Source organism: Streptomyces griseofuscus (genome assembly GCF_014673495.1).
Lineage (GTDB): Bacteria > Actinomycetota > Actinomycetes > Streptomycetales > Streptomycetaceae > Streptomyces > Streptomyces murinus.
On the sequence record NZ_CP051006.1, the window covers coordinates 1,920,724 to 1,935,173 of the forward strand.

General features: G+C 73.0%; 13 protein-coding genes. 4 read left to right on the plus strand and 9 right to left on the minus strand.

Going from position 1 to position 14,450, the window contains the following annotated elements:
* Positions 1 to 148 precede the first annotated feature (148 nt).
* Both alc and allB read right to left on the minus strand, forming a co-directional pair.
* Positions 149 to 1,264 carry an allantoicase gene (alc, locus tag HEP81_RS08540; RefSeq protein ID WP_037659831.1) on the minus strand — a complete coding sequence of 372 codons (1,116 nt, stop codon included), beginning with the start codon at positions 1,262 to 1,264 and terminating at the stop codon, positions 149 to 151.
* Positions 1,265 to 1,332: 68 nt separating this feature from the next.
* Positions 1,333 to 2,670 (minus strand): allantoinase AllB, encoded by a 1,338-nt coding sequence (gene allB / locus HEP81_RS08545; protein WP_037659834.1) that lies wholly within the window; start codon positions 2,668 to 2,670, stop codon positions 1,333 to 1,335.
* Positions 2,671 to 2,954: 284 nt separating this feature from the next.
* On the opposite strand from allB, the gene HEP81_RS08550 reads away from it, so the two are divergent.
* Complete coding sequence (locus HEP81_RS08550) at positions 2,955 to 3,749, plus strand: IclR family transcriptional regulator (RefSeq protein WP_037659836.1); 795 nt, start codon at positions 2,955 to 2,957, stop codon at positions 3,747 to 3,749.
* A gap of 1 nt (position 3,750) precedes the next feature.
* Positions 3,751 to 4,338 carry an HD domain-containing protein gene (locus HEP81_RS08555; RefSeq protein ID WP_037659840.1) on the plus strand — a complete coding sequence of 196 codons (588 nt, stop codon included), beginning with the start codon at positions 3,751 to 3,753 and terminating at the stop codon, positions 4,336 to 4,338.
* Here the strand turns inward: HEP81_RS08555 and HEP81_RS08560 are convergent.
* Entirely contained in the window at positions 4,305 to 4,673 is a 369-nt protein-coding gene (locus HEP81_RS08560) for a DUF5955 family protein (protein WP_375139860.1), read from the minus strand. The genes HEP81_RS08555 and HEP81_RS08560 overlap by 34 nt on opposite strands.
* Positions 4,674 to 4,808: 135 nt before the next feature.
* Between HEP81_RS08560 and HEP81_RS08565 the strand changes: the two genes are divergently transcribed.
* Together HEP81_RS08565 and aceB are read left to right on the plus strand one after the other, a co-directional pair.
* Positions 4,809 to 5,417, plus strand: a complete 609-nt coding sequence (locus HEP81_RS08565) for a nucleotidyltransferase family protein (protein WP_037659842.1) — start codon at positions 4,809 to 4,811, stop codon at positions 5,415 to 5,417.
* A 202-nt stretch (positions 5,418 to 5,619) separates the two neighbouring features.
* The gene (aceB, locus tag HEP81_RS08570) at positions 5,620 to 7,245 is read left to right on the plus strand and encodes a malate synthase A (protein WP_037659844.1); all 1,626 of its coding nucleotides are present in this window, start codon (positions 5,620 to 5,622) and stop codon (positions 7,243 to 7,245) included.
* Positions 7,246 to 7,312: 67 nt separating this feature from the next.
* On the opposite strand, the gene HEP81_RS08575 is transcribed toward aceB, so the two are convergent.
* The 6 genes from HEP81_RS08575 to HEP81_RS08600 form a co-directional block, all read right to left on the minus strand.
* Positions 7,313 to 8,227: a HipA family kinase gene (locus tag HEP81_RS08575; protein ID WP_037659845.1), complete on the minus strand. Its 915-nt coding sequence runs from the start codon at positions 8,225 to 8,227 to the stop codon at positions 7,313 to 7,315.
* Between the two features lie 63 nt (positions 8,228 to 8,290).
* A complete protein-coding gene (locus HEP81_RS08580; protein ID WP_063755263.1) occupies positions 8,291 to 9,043 on the minus strand; it encodes a 4'-phosphopantetheinyl transferase family protein in 753 nt (250 codons plus the stop codon).
* Between the two features lie 73 nt (positions 9,044 to 9,116).
* Positions 9,117 to 10,490 (minus strand): MFS transporter, encoded by a 1,374-nt coding sequence (locus tag HEP81_RS08585; RefSeq protein WP_243279339.1) that lies wholly within the window; start codon positions 10,488 to 10,490, stop codon positions 9,117 to 9,119.
* Positions 10,487 to 12,043 carry an argininosuccinate lyase gene (argH, locus tag HEP81_RS08590; protein ID WP_051850436.1) on the minus strand — a complete coding sequence of 519 codons (1,557 nt, stop codon included), beginning with the start codon at positions 12,041 to 12,043 and terminating at the stop codon, positions 10,487 to 10,489. Before argH ends, HEP81_RS08585 begins: the two co-directional genes overlap by 4 nt.
* A complete protein-coding gene (locus tag HEP81_RS08595; RefSeq protein WP_078967555.1) occupies positions 12,040 to 13,395 on the minus strand; it encodes an ATP-grasp domain-containing protein in 1,356 nt (451 codons plus the stop codon). Before HEP81_RS08595 ends, argH begins: the two co-directional genes overlap by 4 nt.
* The gene (locus HEP81_RS08600) at positions 13,392 to 14,450 is read right to left on the minus strand and encodes a PLP-dependent cysteine synthase family protein (RefSeq protein WP_051850437.1); all 1,059 of its coding nucleotides are present in this window, start codon (positions 14,448 to 14,450) and stop codon (positions 13,392 to 13,394) included. The genes HEP81_RS08595 and HEP81_RS08600 overlap by 4 nt, the downstream gene beginning before the upstream one ends.

Below are 14,450 nucleotides of genomic sequence, written 5' to 3' on the forward strand. Positions count from 1 at the left end.
GTCCGGCCCCCCGCGATGGGGCCGTTCGGCCCTGTACACCCCCTGCCACCTGCTGATTCGCTGTACGGGCGGCACGCACCGCGGACAGCACGAGGGACGGGCGCCCGCCTCCCCGCGGAGCCCGCCCCTCGATCCGTGTGACGGTGTGTCAGCCACCCAATTCCTGGTGCCGCGCCGCCAGTCGGGCCGACCCGGCCTCGGTCGGGGCGCCGTACAGGCGCAGCCGGGAGATGCCACCGTCGGGGTAGATGTCGATGCGCGCATGGGTGCCGACGGCCGCTTCCGGCAGCACGAACCGGTGGTTGGTGTCGGGCTGGAGGCGGGTGCGGGGCAGGATCTCGCGCCACTCGCCGTCCTCGCCGTCGCGCACCGACACCGATGCCCAGCCGGCGCTGTTGCCCTTGAGGTAGGCGGTGTCGATCTCGACGGCGCCGATCCGGGACTGGGTGACGAGCCGGTAGCGGATCCAGTCGTGGCCCCGGTCGCGGCGGCGCCTGGTCTCCCAGCCGTCGTCCATCTTGCGGGAGCGGCCGGGCTGGATGGTGTTGGTGGCCGGGGAGTAGAAGCGGTCGGAGGCGTCCTCGACGCTGCCGCCGTTCTCCAGGGCGACCACGTCGAAGGTGCCGAGTGCCGCCAACCACGCGGGGTCCGGGGCGACTTCGCCGTAGACGCGCAGCCGGGCGATGCCGCCGTCGGGGTGCTGGTTGACGCGCAGATGGGTGAAGCGCTGCTCCAGGGAGACGGGGAAGCCGTTGGCGGCGTGGCCGCCGACGGGGGTGCGCGGGACGAGGGTCGTCCACTTCACGTCGTCGCCGAGCAGTTGCTCGGGCGAGGGCGAGCCGGGGACCGATGCTGCCTCGACGGAGACGGCCTGCGGGTAGTTGCCGCGGAAGTGGGCGGTGTCCACGACGATGCCGCGGATCACCCCGGGGGCGCCGAGGCGGACCAGCGCCCAGTCGTGGTCCTCGGGGGTGGGCCAGGGGTCCTCGGTGGCGGCGCCGCGCCGGCGGCGGGTCTCCCAGCCGTCCATGATCTTGCCCTTGTGCCCGAAGTGCTCGGGGTCGAACTCGGCGCGCTCGGGCACCAGCAGGTTCTCGCGCTGGGCGAAGAACTCGTCGTTGGCGGCGACGACACCGGCGCCGAGGCGGCGGTCGGCGAGGTTGGCGTACTGGGTGAAGGGGAAATCGGCGGTGCGGTAGTCCGCGTACGGGTCACCGCCTCCGTAGGGGTTCGCGTCGCCGGTAAAACCTGGTGTCGCCGTCACGGTGATCAGTGGTTCCTCTCGGGAGTCGGCCGGATGGGTCCTCGGGATGCCCCGGGGCGGGGCGGGGCTCAGGGGCGGTCGAGCAGGGTGCCCTTCGGCGGGGTGAACTCGCCGTCGGCGACGATGCGTTCGCCGCGCAGCCAGGTGGATCTGACGACGCCGTGCAGGGTGCGGCCCGCGTACGCGGTGACCCGGTTGCGGTGCTGGAGTCCCGCCGGGTCGACCGTGAAGGTCTCCTCGGGCGCGAGGACCGCGAAGTCGGCGTCGCGGCCGGGGGCGATGGCGCCCTTGCGGGCGTCGAGTCCGACGAGGGCTGCGGTGCGCGCGGACATCCAGCGCACGACGTCGTCCAGGGTGTGGCCGCGCCTTCGGGCCTCGGTCCACACGGCCGAGAGGCTGAGCTGGAGGCCGGAGATGCCGCCCCAGGCGGTGGCGAAGTCGGCGGTCTTGAGGTCGGCCGTGGAGGGCGAGTGGTCGGTGACGACGCAGTCGATGGTGCCGTCGGCGAGCGCGGCCCACAGCAGGTCCTGGTTGGCGGCCTCGCGGATCGGCGGGCAGCACTTGAACTCGCTGGCGCCGTCGGGGACTTCCTCGGCGGTGAGGGTGAGGTAGTGCGGGCAGGTCTCCACGGTGATCCGGACGCCCTCGGCGCGGGCGGCGCGGATCAGCGGCAGCGCGTCACTGGAGGACAGGTGCAGGACATGCACCCGGGCGTCCAGGCGGCGGGCGTGGGCGATCAGCGCGGCGATGGCGGTGTCCTCGGCGTCGCGGGGGCGCGAGGCGAGGAAGTCGGCGTAGCGGGGGCCGCCGTGCTGGGGGGCGGCGGCCAGGTGGTGCGGGTCCTCGGCGTGCACGATCAGCAGTCCGCCGAAGCCGGCGATCTCCGCGAGCGAGCGGGCGAGCTGCTCCTGGTCGAGGTGCGGGAACTCGTCCACGCCGGACGGGGACAGGAACGCCTTGAAGCCGAAGACCCCGGCGTCGTGCAGCGGGCGCAGGTCCTTGACGTTGCCGGGCAGGGCGCCGCCCCAGAAGCCGACGTCGATGTGCGCCTTGTCCCGGGCCACGTCCCGTTTGATCCGCAGATGCTCGACGGTGGTGGTCGGCGGCAGGGAGTTCAGCGGCATGTCGACGAGAGTGGTGATGCCGCCGGCGGCCGCGGCGCGGGTGGCGGTCCAGAAGCCCTCCCACTCGGTACGGCCCGGGTCGTTGACGTGCACATGAGTGTCGACCAGACCGGGCAGCAGCGCGTCGTCGCCGACGTCCACCAGGCGTGCGCCGGCCGGGATCTCGGTGTCGTACGGCAGTACGGCCGTGATCGTCCCGGCGGACACGGTGACCGTGGCGGCCCGCGTCCCCTCCGGGGTGATTACGCGCGTCGAGCGCAGCACCAGTTCAGCGTCGGACACCCGGACCCCTTTCTGTACCGCCGTCGGACACCCGGACCTCACGCCCGGGGAACGGGATATACAGCCACGAAACGGATTTCAACGTTCTGTTGAAGGAGTCTTCACTCCCGGTTCGGCGTCGTCAAGGGGCGTCCACTCGGCGGCGGATGCCAGGAGAGCACCCTGGACGTTTCCACAAAGCGGAATTAGAATTCCAGCAAGCAGAACGTAGCTCCGTACAAGCGGGGAGTCAACCGTCCGCCGGGTAGGCTGCTGCCCTCCGTTCGTCCCGAAAGGAACGTGCCGTGCCCACGTCGAGCGCCAGCACCCCCGAATCCGCCAAGGCCTCCGGCGGTGGCGGGGTCCAGTCCCTTGAGCGCGCCTTCGACCTGCTGGAACGGATGGCGGACGCGGGCGGCGAAGTGGGCCTCAGCGAACTGTCCGCGACCAGCGGGCTGCCGCTGCCCACCATCCACCGGCTGATGCGCACCCTGGTCGCCTGCGGCTATGTGCGCCAGCAGCCCAACCGGCGCTACGCGCTCGGCCCCCGGCTGATCCGGCTCGGCGAGTCGGCGTCCCGGCTGCTGGGCACCTGGGCGCGGCCGTATCTCGCACGGCTCGTGGAGGAGACCGGCGAGACCGCGAACATGGCGCTGCTGGACGGCGACGAGATCGTGTACGTGGCACAGGTGCCCTCCAAGCACTCGATGCGGATGTTCACCGAGGTCGGCCGGCGGGTGCTGCCGCACTCCACGGGCGTCGGCAAGGCGCTGCTCTCGGCGGTGCCGGACGGCGAGGTGCGGGCACTGCTGGGCCGTACCGGGATGCCCGCGGCGACGGACCGGACCATCACCACGCCGGAGGGGTTCCTCGAGGCGCTGGCGGAGGTACGGCGGCAGGGGTACGCCGTGGACGACAACGAGCAGGAGATCGGGGTGCGCTGCCTCGCCGTCTGCGTACCGGACTCCCCGACGGCCGCGGCGATCTCCATCTCGGGTCCGGCGGGCCGGGTGACCGAGGACGCGACGGACAAGATCGTGCCGGTGCTCCAGCAGGTCGCGATCGAGCTGTCCCGGTCGCTGGCGAGCTCCGGCGCGTAGGTTGCGCGAGCTGTTCGACGCCATCGCCCATACCGCGCGGCTCCGCGAGGTCGAGCGGCACAACAACGCCACCGCGGACCGCAGGGAGAGCGTCGCCGAGCACTCCTGGCATCTGGCGCTGGTCTGCTGGCTGCTGCACGGCGAGTTCGAGCGGGAGACCGGCCGGTCGCTGGACCTGGCGCGGATGATGAAGATGTGCCTGATGCACGACCTGGTGGAGATCGACACCGGAGACCCCTCGGCCTGGAGTCCCGGCGATCGGGAGGAGAAGGCGCGGCGGGAAGAGGCCGTCGCGCTGCGGCGGTTCGGCGCGCTGCCCGGTCCGCTGGCCGACGAGTTCCTGGACCTGTGGCACGAGTACGAGCGGGGGGCCACCGCGGAGGCGCGTCTGGTGCGCGGGGTGGACCGGCTCAACCCGGCCCTGATGCGCCTGCTCACCGGTCAGGGCTGGCACGACGTGCCGGCCGACGCCGAGGCGCTGGACCGGCTCCAGCTGCCCCGGGTGGCGGTGAGCGGGACGCTGACCGCGCTGTACCGCCGTATCCGGGAAGAGGCTCAGGAGCGGGGGCTGTTCGCGTCGGAGGAGTGATCCGGGCGGGGCAGTGACCCCTGGCCGCGGCGCGCGGGCTCCCCGAACAGGTCCACCGCCGCCCTGACCGCCCGCAGCGCCCCCGACAGCGCGCTCATCGAGCCGATGGCGCCCGCGAGGACCAGCAGGGAGCCGCGCAGCCGAGGTATCTCCGGGACGCCCTCGCAGGTCATGGCGGCGAGCGCGGCCAGTTCGTCCTCCGCCGCCGCACGGTCCGGGAAGTCCGTGCGCAGGGCGGCCAGTTCGCGGCGTAAGCGGGACACCGCCATGCGCAGCTCCGTCACCCTCGGGTCCTCTTCATCGCCGGTCACCGGCCTGTGCCCCAAGCTCCGCAAAGCAGCCCTCCCCAGGCAGCCACGCCGTCGTGCGCGGGTCAGTAAACGCCACCCGGCCCGGCGAGCGCCATGGGGCATACCGAAAATCAGCCCGGGATTCCGGAAAGCCGGGCCGCCGTCGGGTATGCAGGAGCCATGACGGACATCGAGGACCCCACCACGGAGGTCGCCGGTCTGGTGCTGGCCGCCGGGGGCGGCAGACGGCTCGGCGGACGGCCCAAGGCGCTGCTGGAACACCGGGGGCGGCCCCTGGTCGAGCACGCGGTGGGGGTGCTGCGGGCGGCCGGGGTCGGACGGATCCATGTCGTGCTGGGCGCGCGGGCCGAGGAGGCGCGCGAGCGGGCGGACCTGGGCGACTGCGTCCTGGTCGACAACCCGCGCTGGGCCGAGGGCATGGGCTCCTCGCTGCGCGCGGGACTCGCCGCGCTCGCCCGGACGGACGCACGGGCGGCCCTGGTCTTCCTGGTCGACCAGCCGGGCATCGGACCCGAGGCGGTGGCGCGGGTCCTTCGGGCGTACGACGGCGAGAACGCGCTGGTCTCGGCGGCCTACGACGGCACGCGCGGGCATCCGGTGCTGTTCGGGGCGGCCCACTGGGCGGGGATCGCGGCGGCCGCCACCGGGGACCGGGGCGCCCGCGCCTATCTGAAGGCCCACGAGGGAGCCGTCCGGCTGGTGGAGTGCGCGGATGTTGCGCGGCCGTACGACATCGACACCGAGGCCGACCTGAGCCACCTTGAGTGAACGGGGTGTCGCCGGCCGGGCTTGTGGCACCCGGCGTCAGCTTGCCTCGACCCGGAGAATCTCGACATCAACACACCATTGAAGTTCCACAATGAGGAAACTAGTATCCACTGATCAGAAGCGTCCGGCCGCACAGCGGGCGCGATTCATCCCTTTCGTGCCACTTGGCACGTGGTGCCACCGCTGAAGGAAGTGACAGCTCATGTCCGCACCAGCGCCGTCCCCGCTGGCCATCGTCGACGCCGAGCCCCTGCCCCGGCAGGAAGAGGTCCTCACGGACGCGGCGCTCGCCTTCGTGGCGGAGCTGCACCGGCGGTTCACCCCGCGCCGTGACGAACTCCTGGCCCGCCGGGCCGAGCGCCGCGCCGAGATCGCCCGCACCTCCACGCTCGACTTCCTGCCGGAGACCGCCGCCATCCGCGCGGACGACTCCTGGCGGGTCGCCCCGGCCCCGGCCGCGCTGAACGACCGGCGCGTCGAGATCACCGGGCCCACCGACCGCAAGATGACCATCAACGCGCTCAACTCGGGCGCCAGGGTCTGGCTCGCCGACTTCGAGGACGCCTCCGCGCCCACCTGGGAGAACGTCGTCCTCGGCCAGCTCAACCTGATCGCCGCCTACACGCGGGACATCGACTTCACCGACCCCGGGTCCGGCAAGTCGTACGCGCTGCGACCGGACGAGGAGCTGGCGACCGTCGTCATGCGCCCGCGCGGCTGGCACCTGGCCGAGCGCCACCTCGTCGCCGCCGACGGCAGTCAGGTGCCGGGCGCGCTCGTGGACTTCGGCCTGTACTTCTTCCACAACGCGCAGCGGCTGCTGGACCTCGGCAAGGGCCCGTACTTCTATCTGCCGAAGACCGAGTCGCACCTCGAAGCACGCCTGTGGAACGACGTGTTCGTGTTCGCGCAGGACTACGTGGGAGTCCCGCAGGGCACCATCCGCGCCACCGTGCTGATCGAGACCATCACGGCGGCGTACGAGATGGAGGAGATCCTCTACGAACTGCGCGACCACGCCTCGGGGTTGAACGCGGGACGCTGGGACTACCTGTTCTCCATCGTGAAGAACTTCCGTGACGGCGGCCCCAAGTTCGTGCTGCCGGACCGCAACGCGGTGACGATGACCGCCCCGTTCATGCGCGCCTACACCGAACTGCTCGTGCGCACCTGCCACAAGCGCGGCGCGCACGCGATCGGCGGCATGGCGGCCTTCATCCCCTCCCGCCGGGACGCGGAGGTCAACAAGGTGGCCTTCGAGAAGGTCCGCGCCGACAAGGACCGTGAGGCGAACGACGGTTTCGACGGCTCGTGGGTGGCCCACCCCGATCTGGTGCCGATCGCCATGGAGTCCTTCGACCGGGTGCTCGGCGACAAGCCGAACCAGAAGGACCGGCTGCGCGAGGACGTGCAGGTGTCGGCCGCCGACCTGATCGCCGTGGACTCGCTGGAGGCGAAGCCGACGTACGCCGGTCTGGTCAACGCCGTGCAGGTGGGCATCCGTTACATCGAGGCGTGGCTGCGCGGCCTCGGCGCGGTCGCCATCTTCAATCTGATGGAGGACGCGGCCACCGCCGAGATCTCCCGCTCCCAGATCTGGCAGTGGATCAACGCGGGCGTCGAGTTCGAGAACGGCGAGAAGGCGACGCCGGAGCTGGCCCGCAAGGTCGCGGCGGAGGAACTCGACAGCATCCGCAAGGAGATCGGCGAGGAGGCGTTCACCGCCGGGCACTGGCAGGAGGCGCACGATCTGCTGCTGCGGGTGTCCCTGGACGAGGACTACGCCGACTTCCTGACGCTGCCGGCGTACCAGCAGCTCAGGGGCTGAGCCCCGGCGGGTCTCGGGGTGGCTCGGGGTTTCCGCCCCGGGCCACCCCGCCGTTTTCCGGGGCCCGTCAGCGCAGGTGGATCGCCCCGTCGTGTTCCACGGCCGGCTTGCCGTGCAGATCGGGGACCTGCTTCAGCCAGTCCGGGCGGCCCGCCTGGGTACGGGCTGCGCGGGCGGCCTCCTCGGCTGCGACCTGTTCACGGCTCGGGAAGTCGGTGGGCAGCCACTCGGCCGACCGCCGCACCCGGGCCAGCAGATAGCCGACGTAGGCGTCCCGGACGTCGTCGGGCGTGGCGAACCCCGCGTCCTCGGCCAGCCAGGCGTCCGGCACCTCGGCGACGATCGCGCGCAGCAGCTCCTCCGTGACGCGCGGGGCGAGTTCGGCGTCGGCGGCGCGGACGTCGGGGCCGTACTGGCCGAGGGCGTGATGGCGGAAGTCGTACCGCTTGGCCGGGGTGGTGGTGTCCCAGCGGTGGTGGAAGACGAGGGCGGCGCCGTGGTCGATGAGCCACAGCCGCGGCGGCACGGTGCCGAGGGTGGGCCACACCATCAGGTTGGAGCTGTGCACGGTGCGGTCGACATTGACGGTCAGCGCGTCCAGCCACACCACGCGGCCGGCCTCCAGCGGGTCCACCGGGAAGACGCGGGCGAGCTCCGGGGTGAGGTCGCGGGCGCCCGGCAGATAGTCCATGCCGAGGTTCACCCCCGCGCTGGCGCTGTGCAGGTCGCGCACCTCCTGGTGCGGCTCCGCGGCGGCGACGGCCGGGTCGAAGTGCACGAGGACCAGCTCGGGGAAGCGCAGCCCGAGCGCGCGGGCCAGCTCGCCGACGATCACCTCCGCGACCAGCGCCTTGTGCCCCTGTGCCGAACCGGTGAACTTCACGACGTACGTGCCGAGGTCGTCGGCCTCGACGATGCCGGGGACGGAGCCGCCGGAGCGCAGCGGCTCGATGTAGCGGGTCGCGGTGACCTCTCTCAGCATGTCCTTGCGTCACCAGCCTCTGCCGCCCTGCGTTCCACCAGGTGAGCATAGACCGAGCGCGCCTCACCGGTGCCGGGGGAAGCGGCCGGTGACGCGATTCGGGCGGGCGGCGGGGGCGGTCAGCGGTCCGCGGGTGGCCACCGAGGCGACGTAGCCGCGGTCCACCGGGACGTCCCTGAAGTGCCAGTCGACCCGGGGCCGCGGGCCGTCCGGGGTGCCCAGCCCGATGTAGTCCAGGGCGGGGTCGCGGCCGAGACCGGTGCCGAGGCCCTTCAGATACGCCTCCTTCCGCGTCCACAGCCGGGCCACGGCCCCGGGGCGGCGGACCGGGTCGAGGGCCCGGGCCTCCCGCTGCTCGTCGGGGTGCAGCATCAGGGCCAGCTCGCCGCTCCCCTCGATGTCGGGCACCAGCTCCACGTCCACCCCGATCGGCTCGCCCGCGACGCCGATCAGCACCAGGTCGCCGCGGTGGGAGAGCGAGAAGTGGAGATCGCCGGGGAAGCCGAGGAGAGCGGGGCGGCCATGGGGTCCGCCGCAGCAGGGGCAGGTCTCGCGGGCGTAGCGGATCTCCCCGGGCGGCACCCCTAGGTAGGACCCCAGTACCGTGCGCAGCGTGCGGTGCGCGGCCGTGAAGCGGACGCGGTCCACGGGTCTGGCGAAGGAGGCGGCACGCTCGCGTTCGGACGCGTCCAGCGTGGCCGCGTCGGGGGCGGCGTCCGAGCCGGCGTCCGTGGTGTCGGACAGCCGTAGCAGCCGCAGGTCGGGGGTGCCCGGGGGCGGGAGGCTGTGCCGTACTGGCTGCGGGGTGGATTCCACTGGACTGCTCCCGGCCGTGGAGGGGGTGTCATACGTGTTCATACGAGTCATACGCGTTCGTCAGAGAGGGCCGTCACATCGCGCGGGCCGTGGCCGTGGCCGTGCGCACCGGTGCCGCCGTCGCCTCCGCCGCGGACCGCTCCCCGGCCACCGGCTCGGTGGGCAGGTCGCGGCGTCCGGCCAGCGGCTTCACCAGCAACAGCAGGCTGCTGACGGCGAGTCCCGCGGTCAGCAGCCACAGCGTCGGCCGCAGTCCGACGGCCGTACCGAGCGCGCCGCCGAGCAGCGCGCCGACCGGCACCGAGCCGTAGTTGGCGACGGAGTAGCTCGCCGTGATCCGGCCGAGCAGTCCGGGCGGGCAGTATGTCTGCCGGAACGCGCCCTGGATGACGCTGCCGCAGACGACGCCCACCGACAGGCCCGCGAGGCCCAGGGCCACGAGCACGGAGCGGGCGCCCGGGCCCGCCAGCGGGATCAGCAGTCCCAGGGGGGCGGTGACGAGTTTGCACAGCAGCATGCCGCGGGCCGTGCCGAAGCGCCGGGCCATCGGGCCCGCGGCGAGGGCGCCGAGGAATCCGCCCACGCCGCCCGCCGCGAGCAGCCAGCCCACCGCGCCCTCGCCGACGCCCAGTTCACGCACCAGGAAGACGGTGAGGATGGCCTGGCAGCCGGTCAGCAGCAGATTGGTGACCGACCCGTAGACCGTGAGCACCCGGAGGTAGGGATCGCGCAGGGTGTGGCGCAGGCCCTCCCGGATCTCCGCGCGCAGCCCGGGGCGCGCCCGGGGCGTCTCGACGCGCGGTTCGCGGCCCCGCACGGCGAGCAGGCACAGGGTGGAGACCAGGAAGGTCGCCGCGTCGGCCAGCAGCCCGGTCACCGCGCCGAGGGCCCCCGCCAGCAGACCGCCGGCCCCCAGACCGCCCAGCTGCGCCACCGACTCGCTGCCCTGAAGCTTGGCGTTGGCCGCGGACAGCTCGTCCTTGGCCACGACGGTCGGCAGATAGACGCGGTACGCCACGGAGAAGAGGACGCTCGCGCAGCCGGTCAGCAGGGACACGGCGAACAGCTGCGCCAGGGTGAGGACGCCGTACCAGGCGGCGACGGGAACGCCGGCCAGCAGCACCAGCGAGACCAGGTTGCAGGCGATCATCAGCGGGCGCCGCCGTACCCGGTCCACCCAGGCGCCCGCCGACAGCCCGAAGAGCAGCCAGGGCAGCCAGGCGGCGGCGGCCAGCACGCTCACCCACAGGGTGCCCGCGTGCAGGGTCACCACGGCCACCAGCGGCATGGCGACGCCGGAGATGCTGCTGCCGAACTTGCTGACGGTCTCGCCGCCCCACAGCAGCCGGAAGTCGCGCCGGGGCCGCATGTCCAGCCCCGTTCCGCCGTCGTTCTCGTCGCCCATCACGGATCTCTCTTCGCCCATGACCGCGTTCTCGTCGCTCATGACGATTCGACCAGCGCCCGTACCGTCGTGGTGAGCCGGTCGGCCGCCTTCGTCCAGCGGGTCCTGCGGGCCGTCACCTCGTCGTGCAGTCCTTCGAGTTCGGCGGTGAGCCGGCGCAGGGCCGCCTCGGTCGAGGTGGCGCCGGGCCCGCCGCCGTAGGCGTACGCGGCGGCGACGTCCGCGGGATCGAGCCAGGACGAGCCGTCCCCCGCTGCGAGCGCGGCGACCTCGGGCCGCTCGCGGCCCGCCTCGGTCAGCGAGACCCCCCGGTCCAGGGCCGACAGCACGGTCTCCCCCACCAGATGGTGGGCCTTGCGGAACGGCATGCCGTCCATCACCAGGGACTCCGCCAGGTACGTCGCCGTGGTGAAGCCCCCGACGGCCCGCTCCTCCATCCGCTCGCGCTCCGGCTCCGCGCCGGCCACCACCAGCCGCAGCAGGGTGACCGCGTCCAGGGTGTCGCGCAGGCCCGGCCACAGATGGCGTACCGACTCGGTGCCCACCGCGATGGCGTTGGTGAAGCCGGCCGTGCTCATCGCCGAGGAGGCGGCGACGAAACCGCCGAGGGCGGCGTTCGACCGGCCCTGGATGTGCTCCAGCAGGAACGGGTTGCGCTTCTGCGGCATCATCGAGCTGGAGCCGACCAGGTCGTCGGCCATCCGCAGCAGCCCGAACTCCTCCGAGGTCCAAGTGCTCAGATCCCGGGCGACCCGGGCCATCGTCACCCCGAGGGTGGAGCAGGCGGCGAGCAGGCGCAGCACGAAGTCCCGTGAGGCAACCGCGTCGACCGAGTTGGGTGCCGCGCCGGTGAAGCCCAGCAGTTCGGCCGTGCGGTGCGGGTCGATGCGGACGGAGGTGCCGCCGACGGCACCGGCCCCGAGCGGGTTGACGTCGATCTCCCGGCCCGCCTCCAGCAGCGCCGCCAGGCTCCGCAGCACCGAACTGGCCACGCCGGTCAGGTAGTGCCCGTAGGTGATCGGCACGGCGGGCTGACCGTGGGTGTAGGCGGGCATGGTGACATCGCGGTAGACATCGGCGGCGGCCAGCAGGATGTCGGCCAACTCGGCGACCTCGGTGAGGAGTTCGCCGTACGGGCCGCGGGTCTTCAGCCGTACGGTCGTCGCGTTGAGGTCGTTGCGGGACCGTCCGGTGTGCAGGACCCCGCCGATCCGCTCGCCGAGCCGCTCCACCAGTCTGCCCTCGTAGGCCAGGTAGACGCCGCGGGGCATGGGCATGCCGCGCAGTTCGGCGAAGTCGTCGGCGCGCAGCGCGGAGATGGTGTCCAGCAGGATCGCGACCCGGCCGGTGTCCACGATGCCGCGTTCGGCCAGCATGACCAGATGGGCCAGGTCCACCTCGCTGATCAGGCGCAGCTCCTGGACCATGCCGTCCCGGCCGGAGCCGGAGCCCGGCAGGTACTGGTCGTAGACGATCCGGTGCGCCTCGTCGTTGAGCGTGGTCCGCAGCCGGCCGGTGTCGGCCCCGTCACGGACGGCCGTCGCGGTTCGGCAGGCGATCGCGTCGAGGGCGTGGATGGCATCGATGGCGCTCATACGGTCTCCTGGCGGTCCTTGGGGTCCTTGTGTTCCTCGCGACCCCTGTGGCCCTGATGGTCCTGGTGGTCCGGGGCGGTGTCGGCCGGTGCGGGCGGCTGGGCCGTCGGCGGCGCGGCCGGGGGGCGCAGTGCGCCGGCCAGCCTGGTCACCGCCTCGTCCGCCGCCCGTGCCGCGGCTGCTGTCGAGGAACCGGCCGTGATCACATGGCCGAGTCGGCCCCGGAAGTCCTCGGCGGGTCCCACGGGCGCCTCCGGCGCGCGGTACAGCGCGGCGTCCACCACCTCCGGCACCTGCCGCGCCCGGGACAGTGCCCCCTCGACGGCGGCCGCGGGGCCGAGGGTGCCCGCCGCCTCGACGGTCAGGAAGCGGATCGACGCCCCGGCGTCCCGGTCGCGCTCCAGCGTCACCGGCAGCCCGGCGGCGGACCGGACCTGCGCCGTGACCAGGTCGATCCCGCAGGCGCGGCGCACCAGTTCGGGGATCATGCCGCCCGCCAGCCGCGGGTTGACCTCGATCACCCGGGGGGTGTCGCCGTCCAGCCGCAGCTCCACGTGCGCCGCGCCCCAGCCGAGGCCGAGGGCCCGTACGGCCGCGACCGCGCACCCGGTCAGGGCGTCCCGTTGCCGCGCCGGCAGGTCGGCGGGCAGGTCGTGGCCGGTCTCGACGAACACCGGTGGCGGGCCGACGTGCTTGGCGACGGTCACCACGGCCTCGTGCCCGACCACCTCGACCGAGAACTCCCGGCCCGTCAGATACGACTCGACCAGGATCCGGGTGGGCGCGGCCAGCCCCCGCTCGTTGACGGTGGCCGCCAGCAGGGTCCCGGCGTGGTCGGCGACCTCCCCGAGGCTCGCGCACAGCCGTACGCCCACGCTGCCGGAGCCCTGGACCGGCTTGACCACGACGGGCAGGCCCAGCCGGGCGGCCGCGTCGACGGCCTCCGCGACCTCGCCGGCCTCCGTGAACCCGGGCACCGGCACCCCGGCTCCGGCGAGGAGGCGGCGCTGGGTGGTCTTGTTGCGGCAGGCCCGTACGGCCTCGGCGGCCGGGCCGGGCAGCCCGAGCCGGTCCGCCAGCTCGGCGGCGGTGGCCACGAAGTACTCGGAGCTGGACAGCACGCCCGCGATCTCGGCGCCCTCGGCGAGTTCCCGCACCGCCGACCAGAGGGCCGCAGGGTCGGCGGTGTCGACGACCACCGTGCGCAGCCCGTCCTCGGCGGCATACGGATAGCGTCCTGGGTCGGCGCTGAGCAGTACCGGTTCGGTGCCCGCCGCGACGGCCCGCTGGGCGAACTGGCGCCCTGTGCCGGTGGTGTTGGACTCGATCAGGAGGAGCAGCCGGTCGTTCATGCGCGCGCTCCGGGCACCATCACATCGTCGAACCGGCGCCGCGCCCACAGCAGCCGGGACCAGGTGGACGGCGCGTCCAGCGGGTGGTCGACCAGGGTCGGGCCCGCCGGGTTGGCGGCCGGGGTGATGCCCTGCTCGCGCAGCCAGGTCTCGTTGTAGACGGTCGACTGGTAGCGGTAACCCTCGTCGGGCAGTACGGCGACCACCGTGCTGTCGGGGTTCTGCCGCGCCCACCAGGCGGCGACCTGGAAGGACGCGCCGCTCGTCGGGCCCATGAACAGGCCGTGGGTGCGGAAGAGTTCATGGGTGGCGTGGAACGCCTCGGGCGCGGTGACCCAGTGCACCTCGTCGTAGGCCGAGTGCCGCACATTGCCCGGGTGGATGCTGCTGCCCAGGCCGCGCAGCATCCGGGGGCGGTCCGGGGTGCCGAAGATGATCGAGCCGTGGGTGTCGACGCCGACCAGGTGCAGGGTCGGGTCGGAGAGCCGCAGGGCCGCAGCGAGACCGCCGGTGGAGCCGCCCGAACCGACCGGGCCGACCAGGCAGTCGACCGGGCCGAGGGTGCCGCCGATCAGTTCGGCGACCGAGCCGTACGCGGCCGGGTTGTCGGGGTTGTCGTACTGGCCCGGTACGAAGCTGCCCGGGCGCAGCTGGCGCAGTTCCTCGACCCGGGCGAGCCGGGCGCCCTGGATGCCGCCGGGCTGTCCGGTGTCCTCGACGATCTCCACCGTCGCGCCGAGCATCGTCAGCCGGGTGTACAGCTCCCGGTCGATCGCCGCGTCGCCGACGATGGTGAGGGGGTAGCCGCGCAGCCGGCACACCATGGCGAGGCCCAGGGCGAAGGTGCCGGAGGAGGTCTCGATGATCGGGGTGCCCGGGAGCAGCGTCCCGGCGGCCTCGGCCTGGTCGATGATGTAGCGGGCGGGCAGCAGCTTCATCAGGCTGAAGGCGGCCCCGTAGAGGTTGTCGGTGAGTCGGATGAGGCGCGGGAGCTCGGTGGCTTCCACTACGGACGAGTGCACTTTGGCGGCACTCGCGACCACGGTCGTCGTCAT